The 23431-nt window shown below is 72.2% G+C and carries 23 protein-coding genes; 11 read left to right on the plus strand and 12 right to left on the minus strand.

Annotated features, from left to right (window positions below; translation table 11 throughout):
* Positions 1–476: LLM class flavin-dependent oxidoreductase (locus tag D455_RS0120730; protein ID WP_017572608.1), on the minus strand; the 476-nt coding region annotated here is incomplete at its 3' end.
* 123 nt (positions 477–599) lie between these two features.
* Between D455_RS0120730 and D455_RS0120735 the strand changes: the two genes are divergently transcribed.
* From D455_RS0120735 to D455_RS0120760, 6 genes are all read left to right on the plus strand, one after another.
* Positions 600–1184 (plus strand): RNA polymerase sigma factor, encoded by a 585-nt coding sequence (locus D455_RS0120735; protein ID WP_017572609.1) that lies wholly within the window; start codon positions 600–602, stop codon positions 1182–1184.
* The gene (locus tag D455_RS0120740; RefSeq protein ID WP_017572610.1) at positions 1181–1981 is read left to right on the plus strand and encodes a hypothetical protein; all 801 of its coding nucleotides are present in this window, start codon (positions 1181–1183) and stop codon (positions 1979–1981) included. The genes D455_RS0120735 and D455_RS0120740 overlap by 4 nt, the downstream gene beginning before the upstream one ends.
* Positions 1978–2868 (plus strand): ATP-binding cassette domain-containing protein, encoded by an 891-nt coding sequence (locus tag D455_RS0120745; protein ID WP_017572611.1) that lies wholly within the window; start codon positions 1978–1980, stop codon positions 2866–2868. The genes D455_RS0120740 and D455_RS0120745 overlap by 4 nt, the downstream gene beginning before the upstream one ends.
* Complete coding sequence (locus tag D455_RS0120750; RefSeq protein ID WP_017572612.1) at positions 2865–4388, plus strand: hypothetical protein; 1524 nt, start codon at positions 2865–2867, stop codon at positions 4386–4388. The genes D455_RS0120745 and D455_RS0120750 overlap by 4 nt, the downstream gene beginning before the upstream one ends.
* Before the next feature lie 28 nt (positions 4389–4416).
* Positions 4417–4539 carry a hypothetical protein gene (locus tag D455_RS35920; RefSeq protein WP_017572613.1) on the plus strand — a complete coding sequence of 41 codons (123 nt, stop codon included), beginning with the start codon at positions 4417–4419 and terminating at the stop codon, positions 4537–4539.
* Positions 4540–4879: 340 nt separating this feature from the next.
* Positions 4880–5755, plus strand: coding sequence for an EamA family transporter (locus D455_RS0120760; protein ID WP_051064682.1), 876 nt, complete (start codon positions 4880–4882; stop codon positions 5753–5755).
* A gap of 51 nt (positions 5756–5806) precedes the next feature.
* Here D455_RS0120760 and D455_RS0120765 read toward each other — a convergent pair whose 3' ends face one another.
* Entirely contained in the window at positions 5807–7090 is a 1284-nt protein-coding gene (locus D455_RS0120765; RefSeq protein ID WP_017572615.1) for a class I SAM-dependent RNA methyltransferase, read from the minus strand.
* 666 nt (positions 7091–7756) lie between these two features.
* Between D455_RS0120765 and D455_RS0120770 the strand changes: the two genes are divergently transcribed.
* A complete protein-coding gene (locus D455_RS0120770) occupies positions 7757–8431 on the plus strand; it encodes a potassium channel family protein (RefSeq protein WP_017572616.1) in 675 nt (224 codons plus the stop codon).
* Entirely contained in the window at positions 8424–9128 is a 705-nt protein-coding gene (locus D455_RS0120775; RefSeq protein WP_017572617.1) for a potassium channel family protein, read from the plus strand. Before D455_RS0120770 ends, D455_RS0120775 begins: the two co-directional genes overlap by 8 nt.
* A 77-nt stretch (positions 9129–9205) precedes the next feature.
* On the opposite strand, the gene D455_RS0120780 is transcribed toward D455_RS0120775, so the two are convergent.
* Complete coding sequence (locus D455_RS0120780) at positions 9206–10051, minus strand: DUF3159 domain-containing protein (RefSeq protein ID WP_017572618.1); 846 nt, start codon at positions 10049–10051, stop codon at positions 9206–9208.
* Between the two features lie 274 nt (positions 10052–10325).
* Between D455_RS0120780 and D455_RS0120785 the strand changes: the two genes are divergently transcribed.
* Positions 10326–11429: a serpin family protein gene (locus D455_RS0120785; protein ID WP_017572619.1), complete on the plus strand. Its 1104-nt coding sequence runs from the start codon at positions 10326–10328 to the stop codon at positions 11427–11429.
* A gap of 245 nt (positions 11430–11674) precedes the next feature.
* Here D455_RS0120785 and D455_RS0120790 read toward each other — a convergent pair whose 3' ends face one another.
* From D455_RS0120790 to valS, 4 genes are all read right to left on the minus strand, one after another.
* Positions 11675–12415 (minus strand): PIG-L deacetylase family protein, encoded by a 741-nt coding sequence (locus D455_RS0120790; RefSeq protein WP_017572620.1) that lies wholly within the window; start codon positions 12413–12415, stop codon positions 11675–11677.
* A gap of 61 nt (positions 12416–12476) precedes the next feature.
* Complete coding sequence (locus D455_RS0120795; protein ID WP_017572621.1) at positions 12477–13328, minus strand: DUF3710 domain-containing protein; 852 nt, start codon at positions 13326–13328, stop codon at positions 12477–12479.
* 57 nt (positions 13329–13385) lie between these two features.
* On the minus strand, positions 13386–13862 hold the full coding sequence (gene dut, locus D455_RS0120800; protein ID WP_017572622.1) for a dUTP diphosphatase: 477 nt from the start codon (positions 13860–13862) through the stop codon (positions 13386–13388).
* 243 nt (positions 13863–14105) lie between these two features.
* Entirely contained in the window at positions 14106–16664 is a 2559-nt protein-coding gene (valS, locus tag D455_RS0120805) for a valine--tRNA ligase (RefSeq protein ID WP_017572623.1), read from the minus strand.
* Positions 16665–16868: 204 nt separating this feature from the next.
* Here valS and D455_RS0120810 point away from each other — a divergent pair, with 204 nt between their 5' ends.
* Entirely contained in the window at positions 16869–17147 is a 279-nt protein-coding gene (locus tag D455_RS0120810) for a DUF4235 domain-containing protein (RefSeq protein WP_017572624.1), read from the plus strand.
* Between the two features lie 177 nt (positions 17148–17324).
* On the opposite strand, the gene D455_RS0120815 is transcribed toward D455_RS0120810, so the two are convergent.
* From D455_RS0120815 to D455_RS0120825, 3 genes are all read right to left on the minus strand, one after another.
* Positions 17325–17621: a DUF4193 domain-containing protein gene (locus tag D455_RS0120815; RefSeq protein WP_017572625.1), complete on the minus strand. Its 297-nt coding sequence runs from the start codon at positions 17619–17621 to the stop codon at positions 17325–17327.
* 445 nt (positions 17622–18066) lie between these two features.
* On the minus strand, positions 18067–19317 hold the full coding sequence (locus tag D455_RS0120820) for a sensor histidine kinase (protein WP_017572626.1): 1251 nt from the start codon (positions 19315–19317) through the stop codon (positions 18067–18069).
* A complete protein-coding gene (locus tag D455_RS0120825) occupies positions 19314–19967 on the minus strand; it encodes a response regulator transcription factor (RefSeq protein WP_017572627.1) in 654 nt (217 codons plus the stop codon). Before D455_RS0120825 ends, D455_RS0120820 begins: the two co-directional genes overlap by 4 nt.
* A gap of 663 nt (positions 19968–20630) precedes the next feature.
* Here D455_RS0120825 and D455_RS34610 point away from each other — a divergent pair.
* Complete coding sequence (locus tag D455_RS34610; protein ID WP_013153904.1) at positions 20631–20795, plus strand: hypothetical protein; 165 nt, start codon at positions 20631–20633, stop codon at positions 20793–20795.
* A gap of 69 nt (positions 20796–20864) precedes the next feature.
* Here D455_RS34610 and D455_RS0120835 read toward each other — a convergent pair whose 3' ends face one another.
* Positions 20865–21677: an inositol monophosphatase family protein gene (locus D455_RS0120835; protein WP_017572628.1), complete on the minus strand. Its 813-nt coding sequence runs from the start codon at positions 21675–21677 to the stop codon at positions 20865–20867.
* Between the two features lie 97 nt (positions 21678–21774).
* The coding region (locus tag D455_RS0120840) for a S9 family peptidase (protein WP_017572629.1) at positions 21775–23431 on the minus strand (1657 nt) is incomplete at its 5' end.

Below are 23431 nucleotides of genomic sequence, written 5' to 3' on the forward strand. Positions count from 1 at the left end.
CGGTAGTGCTTGCCCTCGTAGCGGAAGCTCTCGCCCGCCGGGGTCGACCACAGCCCGGTGATGATGTCCAACTGCTCCTCGTAGCGGTCGAAGCGCTCGCGTGCGGTGGCGGGGAAGGGGATCCCGTAGGCCGCGTGCTCCTCCTCGAACCAGCCGGCGCCGAAGCCGAACTCGACACGGCCGCCGCTCATGCGGTCGACCTGGGCGACGGAGATGGCGAGAGGGCCGGGGTAGCGGAAGGTCGCCGCGGTCATCAGCGTGCCCAGACGGATACGGGAGGTGTCCCGGGCGAGCCCGGCGAGAGTGATCCAGGCGTCGGTGGGCCCGGGAAGGCCGCTGACGTGATCCCCCATGTGCAGGAAGTGGTCGGACCGAAACAGAGCGTCGAAACCCAGGTCCTCCACGGCCCTGGCGACGGCGAGCTGGTCCTCGTAGGTGGCCCCCTGTTGGGGCTCAAGGAAGATCCTCAGACGCATAAGCCCCATTTTCTCCCACAGCGGAGGACATACCGAAACCGCCGCGCGGTTACCGTGGAAAAGGTGCGGTCACACCTCCCGCACGCCGAACCGAAACCCGCGTCTCCCGCGATAGCCCTCCACGTGAAGCTGTTCCGCCGCGCGCGCCACCGCGCGCCCTCCTACGACTCCGACAGCACCGACCCGGTGCTGTTGGCCGCCGTCGCCGCAGGTGAGACGCGGGCCCTGGAGTTCCTGCACCGCAGACACGCGACCTGGCTGCGGGCACGGCTGCGCTACCGCTGTTCCGACCCCGACCAGCTCGACGCCGCCCTCCAGGAGACCTTCCTGGCCGTGTGGAAGAGCGCGGGCTCCTACACCCCCCGCCCGGGCGACACCGACGCCGGGGCCTGGCTGTGGACCATCGCGATCCGCCAACTCATCTCCCAGCTGCGCAAACGCGCCAACCGCTGGATCACCGACGGCGACACCGACTACGAGACCATCGGCGACGCCTCCGCCGAGGACACCGTGTTACTCAACATCGAACACGGTCCGCTGGGCGCCGCCCTGCACTCCCTCTCACCCGAACTTCGCTCGGCCATCCAGGCCACCGTGCTCGACGGCCTCACCGTCCGGGAGGCGGCGCAGATCCTCCAGGTACCCGAGGGAACCGTCAAGACACGGGTCATGCGCGCCAAGGCGCGCCTACGGGAGGCACTGACATGAGCTGGCACCTGACCCCCGCCCAGGCACATGAGTACGCACACCACCGAGCCGACGAGGTCACCGCCATGTCGGTGGAGGCACACATCACCCACTGCGCGCCCTGCCGCGACCTGCTGCCCGCCGACGAGGACTGGCTCGCCCGGAGCTGGGAGGAACTGCGCGACGTCGTGGACCGCCCCCGACGCGGCCCCGTCGAGGCCCTGCTGGCCTCACTGGGGATGCGCGAGGGCACCGCCAAGCTGCTCGCCGCCACACCCGCCCTGTACCGGTCCTGGCTGCTGGCCACGGTCGCGGTGCTGGCCGCCGCCCTGCTGGCCGCACACCACCTGCCACGCGGATCGCTGATGTTCGTCTTCGTCGCGCCGGTCGTGCCCCTGGCGGGCGTGGCGCTGGCCTACGGCCGCGGCGTCGACCCCGCCCACTCCCTGACGTCGGTCACCCCGCTGGCGGGGCAGCGGTTGCTGTTCCTGCGCACCTGCGCGGTCCTGGTACCCGCCCTGACCCTGTGCATGTCGGTGTCCCTGCTGCTGCCCTCCGCGCACACCCCGGGCAGGGCGGCGTTCTGGCTGCTGCCCGCGCTCACCCTCGTGGCCGGTTCGCTCGTGCTCAGCCGCTGGATACACCTGAGCGCGGCCAGCGCCGCCCTGGGAGTGCTGTGGTTGGTCGCCCTGAGCGTGATGGCCGTCTCCGAGCACGCCGCGCCGATACAGCTGCTCCTTCCCCAGGCCCAGGTGTGGTGGGCGGGCGCGCTCGTCGCCCTGCTCGGCGCGATCCTGCTGCGGGTGAGGACGGCATGACCACGGCCACCACGACGACCGCTCCCGTGCACGTGCGCGGCCTGGTGCACCGTTACGGAACCCACGGGGCCCTGGACGGCGTCGACCTGGACCTGGGCCCCGGCGTGACCGGGCTGCTGGGCCGCAACGGCGCGGGCAAGACCACCCTGCTGCGCTGCCTGGCCACCGACCTGGAGGCCACCAACGGTGAGCTGCGCCTGTTGGGGCGCGACCCCGGACGGGCCGCCGAGCGCACCGAGATCCGGCGCCGCCTGGGCTACCTGCCGCAGAACCCCGAGTTCTACCCGTACTTCACCGCGTTCGGGCTCCTGGACTACATGGCCGTGCTCAAGGAGCTGGGCGGGCGCCGGGCCCGCCACGACGAGGTGCGCCGGAACCTGGACCGGGTGGGCCTCCACGACCGCCGCCACAGCCGGATCCGCCGCCTGTCCGGCGGGATGCGCCAACGGCTGGGACTGGCCTCGGCCCTGCTCGGCGACCCCGAGGTGCTGCTGCTGGACGAGCCGACCATCGGACTGGACCCCGAGCAGCGCATCCGGTTCCGCGGCCTGGTCTCGGAACTGGCCGTGCACAGCACCGTGGTGCTGTCCACCCACCAGATCGAGGACGTGGCCGCGCTGTGCCAGCGCGTGGTGTGCCTGGACGCGGGCCGGGTGGCCTTCGACGGCACCCCCGACGAGCTGGTGGACCGGGCGCGCGGGCACGTGTGGGAACGCGACGGGCACCCCGGCGAGGGGTACACCGCCTGGCGGCTGGCCGACGGGCGCTACCGGGTACTCACCCCGGCGGGCGTCGCGCCCGGGGACACGGACGGCCTGGAACCGGTCGAGCCCAGCCTGGAGGACGCCTACCTGCTGATCACCGGCGTGGAAGAGGGGCGCCGATGAGCCGCGTCGCCGGGAACACGGCCACGTTCGCCCGTCTGACCTGGTTCAACGTGGTGCGCCTGCTGCGGAACCCTCTCCTGGTTCCGGGTTCCGTGGCGGGTTCCTTCCTGTTCGTGTACCCGCTCTGGTCGGTCCCTGCGGTCACGTGGAGGAGCTGGTACAACGACCTGACCTACTCCGCGATCGCCGTCGGCGCGGTGATGTTCGCCCTGGTCGCCTTCCCGGCCACGCGCGAGGTCCGCTACGCGCACCGGCTGGTGTCTCCCCTGGGGCTCAAGGGCCGCGTACTGTCCCTGATGACGGCGTCCGTCCTGGTCTCCACGCTGCTCCTCGGAGCGCTGGCCGGGCTGGTGTACTGGCTCTCCGGCCCTCCTCTGCCCGGCACGCTGAGCCCGCCCGCCCACCCGGCGCCCTTCCTGGTGGCGGCCGCTGGCCCGCTGCTGTCGATCGCCCTGGTGGCGTGGACACGCTCCTACGTCCCGGTGGTCGTGGCCGTGCTGGCCGTGCCCGCCTACACGCTGTACGGGGCCTCCATGATGGCGTCCCGCCTGGACGGCATGGCCCGCGTCGACCTGGCCCGCTTCGCCATGGACCCCTTCCACCTGCACCTGCCCTCCGTCACGGGTGTGGCCGCGCTCTACCTGGTCTACCTGGTGTTGGTCGTAGCCGTCCTGGTGCTCCTGACCCTGGCCGCCCGGGGGCACCGCGCCTTCCGGGCGGTCTGTCTGGGAACGGCCGCCGTGCTGTTGGCCGGGGTCGTGGGCACGGTCGCCCACGGTCGCCAGACCTACGCCCGGGCCACCCCCATCCCCGACAGCCAGGTCCACGGCGCGCGGGGGCCCTCCTGCCAGGTCAGGGACGGCATCACCTACTGTCCCCTGCCCGGCTACGAGTCGTGGGTGGAGGGCTGGCACGGTGTCCTGGAACCGAACCTGGCACTGCTGCCCGAGGTGCCGGATGAACGGATGCCCGTGGTGTGGCAGAACAGTTTCTCCTACAACCGGGACCTGGAGGTTCCCGAGGACCGGGACGTGATGGTCCACGATTACCGGGAGGGGCACCAGCCCCACTGGCGGGCCCAACTGGTGGGCGACGCGGCCCGGGTGGCCCTGGGCGTTCCCGACCTGTACGACAGCCTGTGCCAGGGCACCAACGACGCCCGCCTCATGGTGGTGGCGTGGCTGCTCAGCACCGGAGACGGGATGTCCCGTTTCGAGGAGCGGGAGATCATCGCCACGAGCCTGTTCAGCTACCGCCCGTCCCCGGCGGACCTGGAACTGTCCCTGGCGTTGGCCGAGCTCCCCGTGGAGCGGGTGAGCGAGGTCCTGGAACGGAACTGGGAGAGGTTGTCCTCCTCCGGGGGGACCAGCCAGGAGTTCGCGGAGTTGCTGGGAGTGCGGCTCCGGGAGACCTCCGCCAGGCCCGCGTCCCCCGAGGACTGGGCCCGGCTCTTCCCCGGCCACGGCTACGAACACCACCTGGGAGAGGTGAGAGTGCCCTCCGCCCCCGCCTGCGACTGACGCGCCGCCCCGGAGGGCTACGGTCCCGGTGCTGGCGGGCGACAGCCTGCGCGGCTCACCGCCCTGCGCGGACAACGGTCCGAGGATCACCGGCTTCGGGGCGTCCAACGACGTCACGGGGCCGGTCGGCGGGCAGTGCGCGGACCCGTGACACCGCGGCGCGGGGACCGGTCCCCGTCGCATGCCCGCCCGTCTGTGACGCGGCGCACTCCTGGCGACAGACCACGCCGACACATCCGGTCGTAGGATGGGCGCCATGAAGAACCCGTACTGGCACGTCGTCCTGCCACCTCTGGGCGCCTGACCGGGCGCACCACACTCTCCCTCCACGAAGAGCCCAGCGATGACGTCCCGGTGCCCGGCACCGGGTCGCCCGCCGTCGTGCGCCCGTTTCGCGACTTCCCGAAACACGCGACGACGAAGGATCCACGACCGTGTCAGAACGTTCCACGTCCGACTACCGGACACCGACCCCCTCCCCCACCGCCGCACTGGCCCGGGGCCCGCTGCCGATCCTGGCCGCGGCCGTGCTCTGGGGCACCACCGGCACCGCCAGCTCCTTCGCCCCCGCCAGCGCGCCCGCCGCCGCCATCGGCTCCCCCGGGCCGGNGCTGCTGTTCCTCACCGGACGCGGCTCCCTGTCCCTGCCGCTCCGTAGCGACCGGTCGACCCGGTGGGCGCTCGCCCTGGGCGCCCTCGCGGTCGCCGGATACCCGCTGGCCTTCTACCCCGCGGTGGCGCAGGCGGGCGTGGCCGTCGCCACGGTGATCACCCTGGGCAGCGCACCGGTCTTCGCCGGGCTCCTGACCTGGCTGACCGGACGGACCCGGCCCACGGCCCGCTGGACGGCGGCGACCCTGGCCGCGGTGCTGGGCTGCGCCGTGCTCGTGCTGGGCTCGGAACTGACCGGAGCGGAAGGCTCGGCGGACCCCGCGGGGGTGCTCCTGGCCCTGCTCGCCGGACTGTCCTACTCCGCCTACGCCCTCGTCGCCGAGCGGCTGATCCAACGGGGCCACCCCTCGGGCGCCGTGATGGGCACGATGTTCGCCGGCGGCGGAATCGCCGTGCTCCCGGTGGTGCTGGCCACCGGCACGGCATGGCTGGCCACGGTCGAGGGTGCGCTGGTGGCACTGCACCTGGCGGTGTTCACCGTGTTCCTGGCCTACCGGCTGTTCGGGCACGGGCTGCGGCACACTCCGGCGTCGGTGGCCACCACCCTCACCCTGGCCGAACCGGCCGTGGCCGCGCTGCTGGGCGTGGTGGTGGTCGGTGAGCGCCTCCCCGCCGTGTCCTGGGCCGGGCTGGCCGTACTCGCCCTGGGGCTCGCGGTCCTCAGGGCCCCGGGGCCGCGCCCCTCGCGGGGCTAGCGGTACGGGGGGCGGGGCCGCGCGGCCCCGCCCCCCGTACACCCGCTCCGTCTACTCGCGGTGGCGGCGGGCCGGGTGGACCGGCTCCAGCACCGCCAGGCACTCCACGTGATGGGTCATCGGGAACGCGTCGAACGCGCGAAGCTCCACCAGCCGGTAGGCGGAACGCTCGAAAGCGGCCAGGTCGCGCGCGAGCGTGGCGGGGTCACACGACACGTAGGCCACCTTCCGGGGGCGCGTTCCGGTCAGGGAGCGCACCACCTCGGCGCCCGCGCCGGCCCGGGGCGGGTCCAGGACGACCACGTCGGCGCGCACGTCGGCCCACTCGCGCAGCTGGGCGGCCACGTCGCCCCGCTCGATCCGGACCTGCTCCAGGTCCTTGAGGTTGTACCGGGCGTCGCGCACGGCGTCGGCGCCGCTCTCCACGCCCATGGCGCGGCCCTCCGGCCCCACCGCCCCGGCCAGCGCGCCGGTGAACAGGCCCGCGCCGCAGTACAGGTCCAGGGCGGTCTCCCCCGGTTTGGGCTCCAGGGCCTCCAGCACCGCCGCGGTCAGGACCTCGGCGGCGGCCGGGTGCACCTGCCAGAAGCCGCCCGCGCTGACGCGGTGCTCACGGCCGTTGGCGTTCTCCCGGACGCCGCGGCGTCCGCGCACCTGCTGCACGCGGCCCCCCTTGAAGCGGCGCAGCACCGCGCTGGAGGTGCCCAGTTCGGGAAGGGGACCGAGCTTGGCCCTGGTGGGGGTGACGACGACGGCGCGGTCGGCGCAGCTGGCCGAGGCGACCGCCTCCACGTCCCTGACGTCCTCCCAGGTCACGTCGGTCACGCCGAGTTCGGTCACGCCGGGGTGGGCGATGAGGCAGCGGTCGACTGGCTCGACCTCGTGGGAGCGGTGTCGGCGCAGTCCCGCGCGGCCGTCGGCGTCCACGGAGAAGCGCACACGGGTGCGCCAGCCCAGGCCGTCGGGGGTGCCGGGTAGTTCCTCCACCTCGACTTCGCGTTCGATCCCGGCGATGCGGCGCAGCTGGTCGGAGACGACCCTGCCCTTGAGGGCGCGCTGGGCCTCCGGGGCGGCGTGCTGCCAGTCGCACCCGCCGCACCTGCCGGGCCCGGCGAACGGGCAGGGGGCCTGGACCCGGTCGGGGGAGGCCTTGAGGACCTCGACGGCGTCACCGCGCAGGAAGCGGGTGGTCTCCTCGGTGACGCGGACGCGGACCCGTTCGCCCGGCAGGGCGTGGCGCACGAAGACCACCTGGTCGCCGTGGCGCCCCACGCACCAGCCGCCGTGCGCGACGTCGTCCACGGTCAGCTCGAAATCCTGTCCCACACGGGTCATCTGGTGTACGGGGCGCCCCGTCTTCAGACGAGAGAGCAACCCCTTCCTCCTTAAAACTGTGGTGGTGTGCCGGGGCTCGGGTGAGGCCCCGGCACGGTAGGGCTCACGCCCTGTTCTCCCGAACCAGATGATCCGGGGTGACGCCACCGGTAGCAGGTGAACCACTGGTGGTCTCCCCTCGTACACGTTCCACACCGGGTGCCACGCGTGCGTGGCGTCCGCGCCCCGTTTCGCCCCCGTTCCCGGGGAGGGTCCCGCCGGTCGCGGTGGGCGCCGCCGACGCGGATTCCAGAGCAGGCCGCTGAGGAAGCACGGCCTGGTGGGTCTTCCGTCCTGTGTGGAACGTAGCCAACGAGTCACCTCTCCGGGTGTTGGCTGGTGTTGGTGGCGGCAGGCCATCGGCCACGTGGACCGAAAACCCCCTCCTGAAAGAAGGGGAACCCGTTATGGCGGTGTCCTTGAGAGATGGTCGGGTCACGTAACAGGTGCCCCTACACGCACAGCCACCGACCATTCCCAATCTACCGGCCCGGACGTACCGCCCGCGTTGCCCTGTGGACGGTGGCCGGGGCCGCCGAGCATGTCGGCCGTATCTGTGCCAAGGTTTAACCGTGCGCGCGCAGCGACGGCGCGCGCGGCGGCTATCTCGACGGGAGTGCGGGCGAGGTGCACATCGTGATCATGGGGTGCGGCCGGGTGGGGTCCACCCTGGCGCACACCCTGGTGGACCTGGGACACACGGTGGCGGTGATCGACCAGGACCCCGAGGCGTTCCGGCGCCTGCGCGGTTCCGTGGCCAAGCACGCGATCCGGGGCGTGGGGCACGACCGGGAGGTCCTGCTCACCGCCGGGATCGACCGCGCCGGGGCGTTCGCCGCGGTCAGCAACGGCGACAACTCCAACATCATCTCGGCGCGGGTGGCGCGCGAGACGTTCGGTGTCGAGCACGTGGTCGCGCGGATCTACGACCCCCGCCGCGCCGAGGTCTACCAGCGCCTGGGCATCCCCACCGTGGCGACGGTGCGGTGGACGGCCGACGCGGTCCTGCGCCGGATGGTTCCGGGCGACGGACGGCTCACGGTCGGCCCGGAGTGGCAGGACGCGTCCGGGACCCTCGCGATGAACGAACTCACCCTGCCGCCGGGGTGGGCGGGGCGCCGCGTGGCCGACCTGGAGGAACGGGCCCCGGTACGTGTGGTGTACCTGACCCGGCGGGGCCGGATCGTCATGGCCCGCTCCGACGAACCCCTGGAGGAGGGCGACGTCCTGCACGTGGTCGCCCACGGCAGGGACCTGGACGGGCTGCCCGGGCAGCTGGACGACGAGACGGGGCGTGGGTGAGATGAGGATCGCCATCGCGGGAGCCGGGAGCGTGGGGCGCTCCATCGCCACGGAACTGGCGGGCAGCGGCCACGACGTGCTCCTGATCGACCGGGACACCAGGGCCATCGGGGTGGACGACCTGCCCCAGGTGGAGTGGCTGCTGGCCGACGCCTGTGAGCTGGCCACCCTGGAGGACGCCCGCCTGGGCGGCTTCGACGTGGTCATCGCGGCCAGCAGCGACGACAAGGTCAACCTGGTGGTGTCCCTGCTGGCCAAGAACGAGTTCGGGGTGGACCGGGTGATCGCCCGTATCAACGACCCCGACAACGAGTGGCTGTTCACCGAGTCCTGGGGCGTGGACCTGGCGGTCTCCCCGCCGCGGCTGATCGCCGACCTGGTCGAGGACGTGCCCGAGGAGGGCCCGGACGGGGAGGGCACCCTGCCTCCGCTGCCGGGTGCGGAGATCGCGGAGTCGGTCCTGCACGCCGAGAGCCCGTTCGCGGGCGGCCCGGAGGGCGCGCTGACCGGGGCGTTGCCCGAGGGTGTGGCGCTGGTGGCGGTGGTCTGCCCCGGCGGGGTCCGCCCGCCCGACCCCGGGCGGACCCTGTCGGTGGGCGACACCGTGGTCTTCCTCGCCGAGCCCGAGGCCCTGGGGACCCTGGAGGCCCTGCTGGGGGCACCGGACGCCCCCGACGCCCCCGAGGACCGGCCCTAGTGGGCTGACCGGACACGTTCCCGGTGTGCCTGGCGCGCTCCGACAGGGCTGGCCGGTGCGCCTCCACGGTCACCGCGCTAACGTTCCCCGTCGTCCCCGGTCTTCTCTTCCTCCTCCGGCAGCGGTGTGCGGCCCCGGGCCAGCACCCACACCATGGCGGCGAACGCGGCGACCTGGAGCGGCCAGCCCATGGCGATCTTGGAGAAGCCCAGGATGCCGAAGGTGTCGGCCCAGCCGTAGGTCTCGGCCATCCACAGCGGGTACTGCACGAGCACGCGGATCACGCAGGGCAGGACCAGCAGCCAGGTCAGGCGCGAGGCCAGGGAGACCACGGCCGGGTTGGAACGCCAGGAGGTGAAGTCCTCCCTGTCTCCGATGAAGGGGCCGATCATCAGTCCGATCGCGGGCCAGCGCACCAGCACCGACAGGGTCAGCACCACCGCGTAGACGGCGTTGTAGATGATGCCCGGCAGGAAGGCGTCGGCGGCGTTGCCGCTGCGCATGGCGAAGACCGCGGCGATGCCGATCCCGAACAGGCTGGTGAGCACGTACTGCACCGAGGAGCGCTGTACGAGCCTCACCGCGCCCAGGACCAGGGCCGCGGCCACGCCCAGGCCGATCGAGAGCCTCAGCTCCGAGGTGATGATGTAGGAGACCGTGAAGGCCAGGGTGGGCATGGCCGCCTCGACCATGCCGCGCTTGCCGCCCAGTGCCTTGGACAGCTGGGAGCGCACGAGCGCCTCGACCGTGTCCTCGGTGACCTTCGGGTGGTCCGCCGGCGTGGCGCCCGCCGCCGCGTCGGAGCCCCGCTCCGGCTCGGGGGCGTCCCCGGGGCCGGGGGTGTCCGCCGCGGGCGCCTCGGCCCTGTCGTCCGCTTCGGCCGCCGGGGCGGCCTCCTCGGCGGCCCGCTGCTTCTCAGTCATCCTGCTCCCGGTCCGGTTCGGTCGTGGGTGGTCGGTCTGGGTCGGCTGGACGTCCGGCGCCTGCCAGCCCGCCATGATGCCCAGACTATGCGACCCGCCACCACCCCTGGAACACGTACGGTGTTCGGCCGGATGCTTTCCGCTCTCGCCGTGCCGTGTCCGGACCGGCCCGGGGCGTGCGCCTCCTCGGGCGGCGGCGCACCCTGGCGGTCTTCGGGTGCCTTCCGTACGCTGGCGACGAGAGCCGCCGGAGCCGAGAGCGAGCAGGAGCCCCATGCAGCCGAGCACGTCCCCGCGACGGGACCACCTGGAGTTCGCCGCCGCCATGGACCGCGCACTGACCCGGCCCGGCGAGTCCCACGTGTGGTCCCCCCACTCGGTGGGCACGGTGCTGACGCTGCTGGCCACCGGCGCCTCGGACCTGACCCTGTCCGAGTTGGAGGCGCTGCTGGGCGCGGACACCAAGGGGCTGCTGGAGGCGTTGGACGCGGCCGTGGCCGACGAACCGGGACTCGGTCTGGGCACCCTGAACGGCCTGTACGTGCCCGCCGACCTGGAGGTCCTGCCGGGCTTCGAGGCACGGGTGCGTGAGCGTGCCAGCGCAGAGGTGGAGCACGCCGACTTCGAGCACGACCCCGAGGGGGTGCGCTCACGGATCAACGGCAAGGTGGCGGAGGTGACCCGCGGCCTGATCGAGGAACTGCTCCCCGTCGGCAGCGTCCACCCCGCGGTGCGGCTGCTGCTGGTCAACGCGCTGTGGGTGAAGGTGGTCTGGTCCGATCCCTTCGACCCCGGGCTGACCCGTGACAGGCCGTTCCACGCCCCCTCGGGGAAACGGCGGGTGCCCACCATGCACCGGTCGGCCCGTCTGCCCCACGCGCGGTCCCGGGGATGGAGCATGGTGAGCCTGGAGGGGGAGCAGGATCTGTTCCTGGACGTGCTGCTGCCCGACGAGCGGACCGCCACCCCGCCTCCGCTGTCGGCCGACACGCTCGACGGCCTGTACAGCGCGCGTTCCTCCCAGCAGGTGGAGTTGGCGCTGCCCCGCTTCCGGGTGGAGACCGACGCCTCTCTCCTCGAACCGCTGGCGTCCCTGGGGGTGCGCCGTCTGGCCACGGACGCGGCCGACTTCGACGGGATCAGCCCGGAACCGCTCAGGGTCGACCAGATCCTGCACCAGTCGGTGCTGATGGTGGACGAGAAGGGCGCGGAGGGCGCCGCCGCCACCGCCGTGATGATGCTCCGGGCGGCCTCGGTGCCGTTGAGGCCGGTCAGGTTCACCGTGGACCGCCCGTTCGTGTTCGTGCTGCGCCGCCGTGAGGCGATCCTGTTCCTGGGTCGCGTCACCGATCCCGAGGACCCCGGTCCCGCGTCCTGAGGTCCCGGAGGGGCTCGGGAGAGGTCCGCGGGGAGCGGCGGCGAACGGCCGGTCCGCGGGGGGAACGCACCTCGTGGGCTGACCGGATTCGTTACCGGTGTGTCCGAAGTGCTCCGGCCCCGGATGATCTTGCGCCTGTGGCGAGGCTCGGCGCACCAGACTCGCCACAGGTACGAGCGGCGGGNNNCTTGGCATGGAGGCGTCACGGCGGACGAGGCGGGTCGGCGACCCTTCCGGTCACCGCGCTAGACGTCGAACACCTCGAAGCCGGTGGCCCGGGGGACCCCCGCCCACTCCCCCGCACGTGCGGCGGCCTCGGGCAGGAAGGACTTCTGGTCGAAGCCGTCCAGGTTGGACAGGTAGACGGCGTGGGCGTCCAGCGACGCCACGCCCGCCGCCAGGTCGGCCTCGCTCAGCTCCACGTAGTGGGCGGCCTGGGGAGAGGCTCCGAAGGCCACGAAGCGCACCCCCGACCAGGGTTCGAGGCCCTCCCCGAACTGGTCGCGGAACACCCACCGGTTGGCGGCGTCGCGGACCGCGTCCAGCAGGGCCGGGCCGAGCACCCGGTGGTCGGCGTGGTTGAACCCGCCTCCGCCCGGGAAGTGGTCGCGGAAGTTGATGGAGACGATCACCTCGGGTCGGTACCGCCGGATCGCGGCGGCGAGTGCCGCCCGCAGCGGCAGTCCGTACTCCAGGGTGCCGTCGGGGAAGTCGAGGAACTCGACGGTGGCCGCGCCCACGGCCGCCGCCGAGGCGCGCTGCTCGGCCATGCGCAGCGGCGCGCACTCCTCGGGGGCGACGCCGTCGATCCCCGCCTCGCCCTTGGTGACCAGCAGTTCCACCACGTCCTTGCCCTGGCCGGTCCACCGGGCGATCGCGGACGAGCAGCCGAACTCCAGGTCGTCGGGGTGGGCCACCACCGCCAGGGCGCGCTCCCAGTCCTCCGGGAGCGGCCGGGGCGCGCTGTTCTCCGTCGTCTGTGTCATGGGGCCCAGACTACGGAAGAAGGCGCGCGCCGCCCGGCACGCCCTCGGCGGGGCGAGGCCCTCAGGACTCCCCGGAACCGGCCGGAGCGCCGCCGGACGGGCCGGGCTGGGCTCCGGGCGCCGCTCCGTTGGGCGAACGACCCGCGTTGCCGCTCTGGGCGGCCTGCTGGGCGGCGCGCGCCTTGGCGGCCTCGGCCATCTTCTCCTGGATCTCCTTGGGCACGGTGATCGGCAGCAGCTCGCTCGGGGGAACCGGCTGGTCGCCGCGCACCACCACGATGTCGGCGAAGAGCTGTTCGATCTCCGCCATCACCTCGGGTTTGGAGGCGCCCTCGCCGCGGATCACGCCGCGCAGCACCCAGCGCGGCCCGTCCACACCGATGAACCGCACCCGCTGGGCGAGCTGCTTGCCGTCCTCGGTCCTACGGCCCTTGACCGGGACCAGGGCCTTGAGCTCGGGGCCGAAGGTGCCGTCGTGGTCCTCGACCTTGCCGCCCTGCTTGACGACCTGCTCGCGCAGCTCCTCGCGCATCTCGTCCCACAGACCGGAGGACTTGGGCGCGGCGAAGGGCTGTACCTGGAGCGCGCTCTTACCCCGGACCAGGGTCACACCGATGATCTTCTGCTTGCGCTGGGCGTCCTGGGCGACGTTCACCTGGATCTCGGTGCCCTGCGCCATGGGCAGCAGCATGCTGCCCAGGTCCATGCGCTTGGACTCGGGAGCGTCCTCACCGGCGTCCCATGGCCCGGAGGAGCGGTGACGGTCCGCCTCCTTGTCCGGCTGTGCCTGGGCCTCCGGTTCGATCTCGTTGCCGAAGGAGACCGCCCCGGCGGCGCCCTCGCGTCTGGGCGCGGCCTCCGGCTTCGTTCTCTCCGTCTGTTCGTCACGCTTCTTGCGGCGGCGTCCGAACACGCCTTCACCTCTTCGCTTCCGTCGGTCCCGGAATGACACCGGGGATTCGGGGCGCCGTCACCGCTGTGCGGCGTGCCCCCCGGTCGAACCGAAACCACCCGTGCCCCGGACCGACTCCGGCAGGGAGTCGGCCTCGACGAACACCGCCTGTTCCACGCGCTGGATGACCAGCTGCGCGATCCGGTCCCCCCTCGCCACCTTCACCGGGGTGTCCCCGTCGGTGTTGATCAGGGTCACCCTGATCTCGCCGCGGTACCCGGCGTCGACGGTGCCCGGAGCGTTGACGATCGTGAGGCCGCAGCGCGCGGCGAGCCCCGATCGCGGGTGCACGAAGGCCGCGTACCCGTCGGGGAGGGCGATCGCCAGACCGGTGGGGACCGTGGCCCGCTCTCCCGGTTCCAGGGTGACGTCGACCGCGGTGTACAGGTCCGCGCCCGCGTCGCCGGGATGGGCGTACTCGGGCAGGGGAAGATCGGGGTCCAGGCGGTGAACCGTGACCGGGATCCGACCGCCGTCCAGGGAAGTGGTACTCACATTGGCCGAGCCTATCGTTCCCCGGGCGTTGGACCGGTGTCCAGCACCACCGGTGGGGGCGGTACGCCTCCGACCGCGGCGCCTCCCTCTTCGTCGCCCGCCGTCCCCCGCCGGGGGGCGCTCCGCGCCGAGACGGGCCGCCGCCCTCGACGGACGGCCCCCGACCGCGGTACCACGCCCCTGCCCGGGCGTCCTTGGGGGCGAAGGCCCTCGCCGACGCCCGAACAGGGGCCGTGTCGTGCGCTACTCCTCCGAGGACGCGGGCAGGGTCACCTCGACGCTGAGCTCGGCCTCGTCGGTGGTCTGGAAGTCGATCCCGGCGGCGCGGCCCGCGGCGGCGATGTCACCGCTGGCCGCGCGGGCGGCCTCGACCTGCTTGCCCGACACCCTGACGTGCTCGACCTCGGCCCGCATGGACAGCTTGGCCTCGGACTTGGCCTTGCGCACGGCACGCAGCACCTCGGCGGTCGCGGCCAGGACGGCCGGGTCGCCGTCGGCGGACGCGGCGCGGTACTCGGCGGCGTCCGGCCAGCTCTGGGCGTGGACCGAGCCCTCCTGCCACCAGCTCCAGACCTCCTCGGCCACGAAGGGCACGAAGGGGGCGAAGAGCCGGTGCAGGGCACCCAGGGCGACGAGCAGCGCGGCGCGGGCGGAGGCGCCCTCGGCCGACTCGGTGTCGTAGGCGCGGGCCTTGACCAGCTCCAGGTAGTCGTCGCAGAAGTCCCAGAAGAAGCGCTCGGTGCGCTCCAGGGCCCGGGTGTGGTCGTAGGCGTGGAAGGCGGCGGTGGCGTCCTCCACGACGTCGGCCAGCGCGGCCAGCATCGCCCGGTCCAGCGGCTGGGTGACCCGNCCCTCGCCCGCCACGGACATGACGAACTTGCTGGCGTTGAGGATCTTGATGGACAGCCTGCGGCCGACCTTCATCTGACCCTCGTCCATGGCGGTGTCGGTGCCCAGGCGTCCGTTGGCCGCCCAGTACCGGACGGCGTCGGAGCTGTACTTCTCCAGCAGTGCCAGCGGGGTGACGACGTTGCCCTTGGACTTGGACATCTTCTTGCGGTCCGGGTCCAGGATCCATCCGGAGATGCCGGTGGTGTTCCAGGGCAGGGTGCCGTTCTCGAAGTGGGCCCGGACCACGGTGGAGAACAGCCAGGTGCGGATGATGTCCTGACCCTGCGGCCGGTAGTCCATGGGGAAGACCCGCTGGTACAGGTCCGGATCGCGCTCCCAGCCGGAGGCGATCTGCGGGGACAGCGAGGAGGTCGCCCAGGTGTCCATGACGTCGGGGTCGCCCATGAACCCGTTCGCCTGGCCGCGCTGGTCCTCGGTGTAGCCCTCGGGCGCCTGCGAACTGGGGTCGACCGGCAGCTGGTCCTCGGCGGGCACGATGGGGTCGTCGTAGCGCGGGTTGCCGTCGGCGTCCAGCGGATACCAGACGGGGAAGGGGACGCCGAAGAAGCGCTGGCGGCTGATCAGCCAGTCGCCGTTGAGCCCCTCGACCCAGTTCTCGTAGCGGGCGCGCATGTGCTCGGGGTGCCAGGTGAGCTCACGGCCGCGCCGGAGCAGCTCCTGGCGCAGCTTGTCGTCCCGTCCGCCGTTGCGGATGTACCACTGGCGGGTGGTGACGATCTCCAGGGGCTTGTCCCCCTTCTCGTAGAACTTCACCGGGTGGGTGATCGGCGTGGGCTCGCCGACCAGGTCACCGCTCTCCCGCAGCAGCGCGACGGTGCGCTCGCGCGCGGTGTGGACGGTGGCGCCGACGAGCGTGTCGTAGGCCTCACGGCCGGGCCCGGACTCCAGGCCCCGGGGCGGGTCGGCCATGATGCGGCCGTCCCAGCCGATGATGGGCCGGGTCTCCAGCTGGAGCTCACGCCACCAGGTGACGTCGGTGGTGTCACCGAAGGTGCAGATCATGGCGATGCCCGACCCCTTCTCGGGGTCGGCCAGGCGGTGGGCCCTCACCGGAACCTCGACGCCGAAGACCGGCGTGCGCACGGTGGTGCCGAACAGGTCCTGGTAGCGCTCGTCGTCGGGGTGCGCGACCAGGGCGACGCAGGCGGCCAGCAGTTCGGGACGGGTGGTCTCGATGTGGACCGGGGCGCCGTCGGGCTTGTGGAAGGCGACCTTGTGGTAGGCGCTGGGACGCTCGCGGTCCTCCAGCTCGGCCTGGGCGACCGCGGTGCGGAAGGTGACGTCCCACAGGGTGGGCGCCTCGGACATGTAGGCCTCGCCGCGCGCCAGGTTGCGCAGGAAGGCGCGCTGGGCGGCGGCGCGGGAGTTGCCGTCGATGGTGGCGTAGGTGTGGCGCCAGTCGACGCTCAGGCCCAGGCGGCGCCAGATGGACTCGAAGACCTTCTCGTCCTCGGCGGTGAGCGTGTCGCACAGCTCGATGAAGTTGCGCCGGGAGACGGAGACCTGCCGTTTGGGGTCGGGCTTGGCGGGCGGCTGGAAGTCCGGGTCGTAGGGGACCGACGGGTCGCAGCGCACACCGTAGTAGTTCTGGACGCGGCGCTCGGTGGGCAGGCCGTTGTCGTCCCAGCCCATCGGGTAGAAGACGGCCTTGCCGTTCATGCGCTGGAAGCGGGCGACGGTGTCGGTGTGCGTGTACGAGAACACGTGGCCGATGTGCAGGGAACCCGACACCGTGGGCGGAGGGGTGTCGATGGAGTAGACGTCCGCGCGGTCGGCCGTACGGTCGAAGTGGTAGACGCCGGACTCATCCCATACGTCTACCCACTTCGCCTCGATACCGTCCAGCGAAGGCTTGTCGGGCATGCGGAAGGAATGAGAGCGGTTGGTCATGGGGCAATGGTAGTGCGCTCCGGGCCGTGGTCGCTCCGGGTTTTCGGCCGTCGCAACGGGGATCCACGCCTTTTCGCGCACGTTGGCGCGGGGGTGGGCCCCCGTGTCCGGCGCGAGGACGTGAAAGGATTCTCCCCATACCCACAGGGAGGGTGCGCGCGGATCCGCGCGCCCTCGTACACCACCCAACGGAAACGGGATTCGATGGCTAAGAAGGACGGCGGTGACTTCGGCCCCGCTCTCGCGGGCTTCGCGGCCGGGTTCGCGGCACAGTACGTCATGCGCAAGGCGCTGAACTTCACCTGGATGCGCGTCACGGGTGAGGAGCCGCCCACGGACGTGGACTCCCCCGACATCAGTCTCGGCACGGCGCTGAGCTGGGCCGTGGTGGCCGGTGTCGGTACCGAGGTGGCCCGGGTGCTGGCCGTACGCGCCACCCGCGCGAAGATCTTCGGCGCCGGTCCCGAAGAGCTGGAGATCTGACTCCGGCGGTACCCGGATACGACGACGGCGGGGGGGGGGGGGNCGCCGTCGTGTCCGCCCGCGCTCGCGGACGGGGCGTCCGCGGCGGCGCGACGCGCTCCCGTCGGGTGGTGGTGGGATCCGCCCGTGCGGGCGGGAGCCGTCGGGACGGGACGGTTCAGGGGCCGTCCCGTCCGCTCAGACGCACTCCTTGCAGACCAGCTGACCGGCACGCTGCTCGGCGAGCTGGCTGCGGTGGTGCACCAGGAAGCAACGCGAGCAGGTGAACTCGTCGGCCTGGCGCGGGAGCACACGCACCGCGAGCTCTTCGCCCGACAGGTCGGCACCGGGCAGTTCCATGCCCTCGGCGACCTCGTCGGGGTCGACGTCGATCGTGCCGGTGCCCTTGTCCACGCGCCGCGCTTGGAGCTCCTGGAGGCTGTCCTCGTTGATGTCCTCGTCAGTCTTGCGCGGGCTGTCGTAGTCGGTGGCCATCTCTGCTAACTCCATCCCCCTCGTTCAGTGCCTCGTCGCGCGGGTGTAACGCTTGAGAGACCTTCGTTGTGCCCGAATCGGCCGATGAGTTTTCCCGATGTCAGCGGACCGTGCCCCCTCCCGGGCCACTGTCCACAGGTCAGCAGTACTTTCACGGGGTCGTGACCGAAGGCGGCCATGTGCGGCCACCCCGGCGTCGTTCCCCTGGGTACTACCCAGCGTCGGGCACCTCGTAGACCTGGAAACCTGTTCCGCCCACTCCGGACAGAGCGTGAAACACCCGCTCGGAGCCGGGCGAAAACCAGGACATGCCCACGTCAGGAGGGATTCCCTCCGTGTCCACGCCCGGGGAAGCATACCCACCCGAGCTCGGCACACGTGACACGGGTGGGCGTGTCTTCGGACACGTATAGATACCACGAAGCCCGGCCGTACGCAGCTCGGGTCAACGCCGGGCGGGAGCCGTCTCCGGCGCCGGGGGCAGACACACGGTGATGACCAGGCCACCGCCCGCGCGCGGCCACGCGGTCACCACGCCCTCGTGAGCGCGCACCACGGACCGGACGATGGACAGGCCCAACCCCGCGCTGCGGCCCGAGCCGACCCGGTCGCCCGATCCGCGGCGGAACGGTTCGAAGAGCCCCTCGATCTCGTAGGCCGGGATGACCTTGCCGGAGTTCTCCACCTGGACGGCGGGCATGTCCTCGTACATGCCGCTGCGGATGGTGACCTCACCCTCCTCGACGTTGTACTTGAGGGCGTTCTCCACCAGGTTGGCCACGAGCCGCTCCAAGAGGACGGGGTCACCGACCACCGTGGCGGGGCGCAGGTCCTGACGCAGGCTCAGACCGGAGTCGGACAGCTCGCCGCCCAGCTGGCTCAGGACCGTCCCGGCGACCTCGCCCAGGTCGACCCTGGCCCGGACCTCCAGCTCGCGGTCGCTCTTGGCGAGGAAGAGCAGGCCGTCGATGAGGCGTTCGTGGCGGGCGTTGGTCTCCAGCAGGGTCTGTCCGACGCTCTTGAGGTCGGGTGAGACGTCGGGGGCGCTGAGCGCCACCTCCAGCAGGGTGCGGTTGATCGCCAGCGGGGTGCGCAGCTCGTGCGAGGCGTTGGCGACGAAGCGCCGCTGGCCGTCGAAGGCGCGGTCCAGGCGTTCCAGCATGCCGTCGAAGGTGTCGGCGAGCTCACGGATCTCGTCGTCGGGCCCCGACAGGGCGATGCGCTCGTGCAGGGAGCGCTCCGACAGGCGGCGGGCGATACGGGTGATCTTCTGGAGCGGTGAGAGCGCCCTTCCGGCCACCGCGTACCCCAGGACCACCGCGAGCAGACCCACCAGGAACAGCGCGAGCAGCGAGAACCTGGTGACGTGGGTGAGCACCTGCTCGATGAGGTGCCGGTGGGCGAGCAGTTCCGCGGCGCTCTCCTCGGCCAGGAGCGCGTTGAGCAGGAACGCGACGATCAGGTAGTTGACCAGGACCAGCACGGAGCCCGCCGCGAAGAACAGCATCCCGTAGATGAGGGTGAGCCGCGCGCGCAGGCTGATGTTGTCGGTGAAGCGGTGGACGCGGGCGGCGGCCGCGGAGCGTTCGACCCCGGCGCCCTCGGGCTCGGGGGCGTTCAGGCGCCGCCAGGTGCCCGTGTCACCGGGGCGGGTGGGCTCCACCTGCCCCGGTTCGGGACGCTCCCCCGGTCTCACAGGCGGTACCCCGCTCCGGGGACGGTCTGGATGACGGGCGGGTCGCCGAGCTTCTTGCGCAGGGTCATGACGGTGACGCGGACGACGTTGGTGAAGGGGTCGGCGTTCTCGTCCCAGGCCTTCTCCAACAGCCCCTCGGCGCTGACCACGGTTCCCTGGGCGCGCATGAGCACCTGGAGGACGGCGAACTCCTTCGGCGTGAGGGAGATCTCCCTGTCGTCGCGCCGCACACGGTGGTTGGCCGGGTCGAGGGTGATGCCGTGGCGCTCCAGGACGGGGGGCAGCGGGGGCGCGGACCGGCGGCCCAGGGCGTGGACCCGCGCGATGAGTTCGGCGAAGGCGAAGGGTTTGGCCAGGTAGTCGTCGGCACCGATGCTGAGGCCCTCGACCTTGTCCTGGACGCCGTCGGACGCGGTGAGCATCAGGATGCGGCCGTTGTAGCTCTCCCGGACCAGGGTGCGAGCCACGTCGTCGCCGTGGACGCCCGGCAGGTCGCGGTCCAGCACGATCACGTCGTAGTCGTTGACCGCGGTGTGCTCCAGGGCGGTGTCACCGTCGTAGACCACGTCCACGGCCATCGCCTCGCGCCGCAGTCCCACCGCGACCGTGTCGGCCAGGACCCGTTCGTCTTCGACCACGAGTACGCGCACGTTGTCCTTCTTGAGCGTCGGTCCACAAAGAAAGGGGGCCGCTGCCGGCGCATCCCCCAACACACCGGCAGCGGCGTTCTTGGTCCCGGCCGCGTCATCCGTTGTCCCACAGCCGGGGTAAGGAGACGGTAAACCCGTCGGGGCGGTTTCGCGAACCACCCGCTCTCCTCGCCCCGCCCGGGACACGGGCGCTGGGCCGGGAGCTCGCGGCTCCCCCTGGAGCGCGGGGAGCCGCTGCCGGCGAATCCCCCCACCGCCGGCAGCGACTTAACCCCGCACATCTCAAATCTGACACATCAAGAATAAGAAACAAGTAAGCACAAGCCCCCTCAGGGAAATGTGTCTTGGGACACCCTTGCCCGGCACGTGGTGCGGCACCCCGCGCGACGCGGGCCCCTCGCGGGGTCCGGACCTCCGCGTGAACGGAGGACGAGAGGTGAATCACGGAAAGGTCACGTGCGAGGGGGCGGGGTTTGAGCCTGAACGCGGTGCGGTACAGCTAGAAGGCGCACGCGTGGACACCGGCCCCGGGTCGGACCGCGACGTGCACACGTGTCACAGGGACGTGACTCCTTCGATCATGCGGACGCCTCGGCGTGCGCGGACGGAATTTCCGCACCGGGACACGGTCGTGCCCCGGTGCCGACCCCTGGAAGAGGTGCAATGGGCGAGTTCCTCGCGGAGATCAAGGTCCGTATCAACGAGACCTACCGGTCGTTCCAGGCCGCTCAGGCCGCCGGAGACGACTTCCTCGCCGACACTCACGCGTCGGAGCTGGAGGACCTGTACCGCATCGCGGCTCGCAACGGCGTCGACACCTGCGCCTAGAAGCGCTGAGGGGCGCGGTGGGGATCTGGTCCCCGCCGCGCCCCTCGTCATGTCGTGGCCCGCGTCCCCTCAGCCGTCGGTGTCGGCCCCCAGGGGCCGCAGAAGGGCCTCCAGGGCGTCGTGGAGCTCCGGGCGGGCCGCGATGACCAGGTCCTCGCTGGGCGGGCCTCCACCCGGCCCTCCCACGCGCAGGCCCGCCTCGCTGGCGACCAGGCCGGGAGCGGACCAGTCCCAGGCGTGGAGCCCGCGCTCGTAGTAGGCGTTGGCGCGGCCCACGGCCAGCCCGGTCAGGTCCACCGCCGCCGACCCGCCGCGGCGGATGTCGCGGATGTGCGCGATCACCTCCGACAGCACCCTGGCCTGATGGACGCGGCGCTCGGGGAAGTACCCGAACCCGGTGGCGACCAGGGCCTGCTCCAGCGGCACCGCGGGCGGTGCCTCCAGGACACGGCCGTTCAGGCGCGCTCCGCCGCCGAGCACCGCCTCGTAGGCCTCCCCGCGTCCGGGGACGTTCACCGCGGCGGCCACCACCACGCCGTCGATCTCCGCGGCGATGGACACGGCCCAGTCGGGCTGGCCGTACAGGTAGTTGACGGTGCCGTCGATGGGGTCGACGACCCAGCGCACCCCGCTGGTGCCGCCCTCGTCACCGCCCTCCTCCCCCAGGATCGCGTCGTCGGGGCGGGCGGCGAGCAGACGGGACCGGACGAGGTCCTCGGTGGCCCGGTCCATCTCGGTGACGACGTCGGTGGGGCTGGACTTGGTGTCGAGCACGGTGATGCCCGCCTGGCCCCTGGCGGCGAGTTCCCCCGCCTCCGCGGCCACGCTCACGGCGAGGTCGCGCAGGTTCTCCCGGTCGGGGGCGGCGTGGGTGGTACTCACTGGATGTCCTCCGTGGCGTGGTGTCGCGCGCCGGGACGGGCCCGGACGCGGGTCCGGCCGGGGACCGCGGAGCGGCTCCCGGCCGGTCGTGTGCGGCTCAGAGCAGTTCGGGTTTGGTCCACTCCTTGCCGTGGACGTGGTGGTCGAGGAAGGCGAAGACCGTCTCGTACCAGATCCGGGCGTTCCCCGGGGTGAGGATCCAGTGGTTCTCGTCGGGGAAGTACAGGAACTTGGCGTCCACCTCGTGCAGCAGCAGGTCGCGCCACAGGCGCAGGCCCTCGGAGATGGGCACCCGGTAGTCCTTGTCACCGTGGATGACGAGCATCGGGGTGCGGATCCCGGCCGCGTGCAGGTGCGGGGAGTTCAGGGTGTAGCGCTCGGGGCGCTCCAGCGGGGTGCCGAACTCGCGCTCCCACACCGGCGGGTGGTCGGTGGTGCCGTTGAAGGCGTCCAGGCCCCACAGGGAGGCGTGGGAGACGATGGCCCGGAACCGGTCGGTGTGCCCGGCGATCCAGTTGGCCATGTAGCCGCCGAAGGAGCCGCCCATCATGGCGGTGCGCTCGGCGTCGACGTCCTCGCGCGCCTCGGCGGCGTCGGTGATGGCCATGACGTCGGCGAAGGTGCGCGGCCCCCACTGGCCCCAGGCACGGCGGAGCATGTCCTGCCCGTAACCGGTGGACAGGGCGGGGTCGGGCAGCAGGACCGCGTAGCCGCGCGCGGCGAGCAGCCAGGGGTTCCAGCGCCAGGACCAGCCGTTGAAGCTCATGTAGGGACCGCCGTGGACCCAGAGCATGAGCGGGGCGGGCGAGTCGGCGGAGGCCTCCTCGGGCAGCACCAGCCAGGATCGGACGCGGGTGCCGTCGTCGGCGGTGGTCTCGATCTCGGTGAGGGTGCCGGGCATGGTCAGCTCGGACCCGGGTGTGCGCAGGTACTCGGGTTGTCCGTCCTCGGCGTCGGCGGACAGGCGCACGGGTGCGGGCGGGGCGTCCCAGGCGTCGCGCAGCGCGTACACGTAGCGGCCGTCGGGGGACGGGTTGAGGTTGCTGTAGGCGCCGTGGTCGCCTGTGAGGCGGGTGACAGAGCCGCTGGCCAGGTCGATCCGGAAGAGGGGGCGGCGGCCGTTCTCGTCGGCGACGAGGTACACCGCGCCGGAGTCGGCGCCCCAGGCGAGCTCACGCGGCCACAGTTCGTGGTCGGGGAGCAGGTCGCGGCCCTGGCCGGTGGCCAGGTCGACCAGCCAGGCGGTCTCGTCGCGGGGTTCGCCGTCGTAGTCGCCGTCGAAGCTGCGTACGAGCAGGACGTGGCGGCCGTCCGGGGAGACGAGCGGTCCGCCGAAGTCGTGGTCGGGGTCGGTGGCCAGGGTGCGGCGCTCGCCCGTGGCGGTGTCGATGGCCACGATGTCGGATCGCTGGGCGCCCCGGCCGGTGGGCACCCGCCACTCGGTGACCAGGGTGGTTCCGTCGGGGGTGAGCTCACCGCTCGCGCCCAGGAGCGCCATCCCGGCGTCGGGGGTCAGGTCCCTGGGTTCGCCGAGGCGGGAGTCCTCGTCGGCGGGCGGTTCGGCGACGAGGTAGCGGGGGTGGTCCGGACCGACGTCGCTGTCCCAGGAGCGCACCGGCAGCGCCTCGTGCAGGATGGCGGTGACCCCCGCCTCCTCGCGGGCCTTGCGGGCCTCCCTGTCGGACTCCTCGTCCTCGCTGCGCGGGAGGGTGGCGGCGGTGAGGGCGACCAGTCCGGAGTCGCGGGCGACCGGG

This window comes from Nocardiopsis halotolerans DSM 44410, assembly GCF_000341065.1.
In the GTDB taxonomy this organism is placed as follows: Bacteria; Actinomycetota; Actinomycetes; order Streptosporangiales; family Streptosporangiaceae; genus Nocardiopsis; species Nocardiopsis halotolerans.

Coding starts and splice junctions, on each gene's coding strand:
- D455_RS0120740 (WP_017572610.1), top strand. CDS start 1,181: ATGAGCTGGCACCTGACCCCCGCCCAGGCACATGAGTACGCACACCAC.
- D455_RS0120745 (WP_017572611.1), top strand. CDS start 1,978: ATGACCACGGCCACCACGACGACCGCTCCCGTGCACGTGCGCGGCCTG.
- D455_RS0120750 (WP_017572612.1), top strand. CDS start 2,865: ATGAGCCGCGTCGCCGGGAACACGGCCACGTTCGCCCGTCTGACCTGG.
- D455_RS0120765 (WP_017572615.1), bottom strand. CDS start 7,090: ATGACCCGTGTGGGACAGGATTTCGAGCTGACCGTGGACGACGTCGCG.
- D455_RS0120780 (WP_017572618.1), bottom strand. CDS start 10,051: ATGACTGAGAAGCAGCGGGCCGCCGAGGAGGCCGCCCCGGCGGCCGAA.
- D455_RS0120785 (WP_017572619.1), top strand. CDS start 10,326: ATGCAGCCGAGCACGTCCCCGCGACGGGACCACCTGGAGTTCGCCGCC.
- D455_RS0120790 (WP_017572620.1), bottom strand. CDS start 12,415: ATGACACAGACGACGGAGAACAGCGCGCCCCGGCCGCTCCCGGAGGAC.
- D455_RS0120810 (WP_017572624.1), top strand. CDS start 16,869: ATGGCTAAGAAGGACGGCGGTGACTTCGGCCCCGCTCTCGCGGGCTTC.
- D455_RS0120815 (WP_017572625.1), bottom strand. CDS start 17,621: ATGGCCACCGACTACGACAGCCCGCGCAAGACTGACGAGGACATCAAC.
- D455_RS34610 (WP_013153904.1), top strand. CDS start 20,631: ATGGGCGAGTTCCTCGCGGAGATCAAGGTCCGTATCAACGAGACCTAC.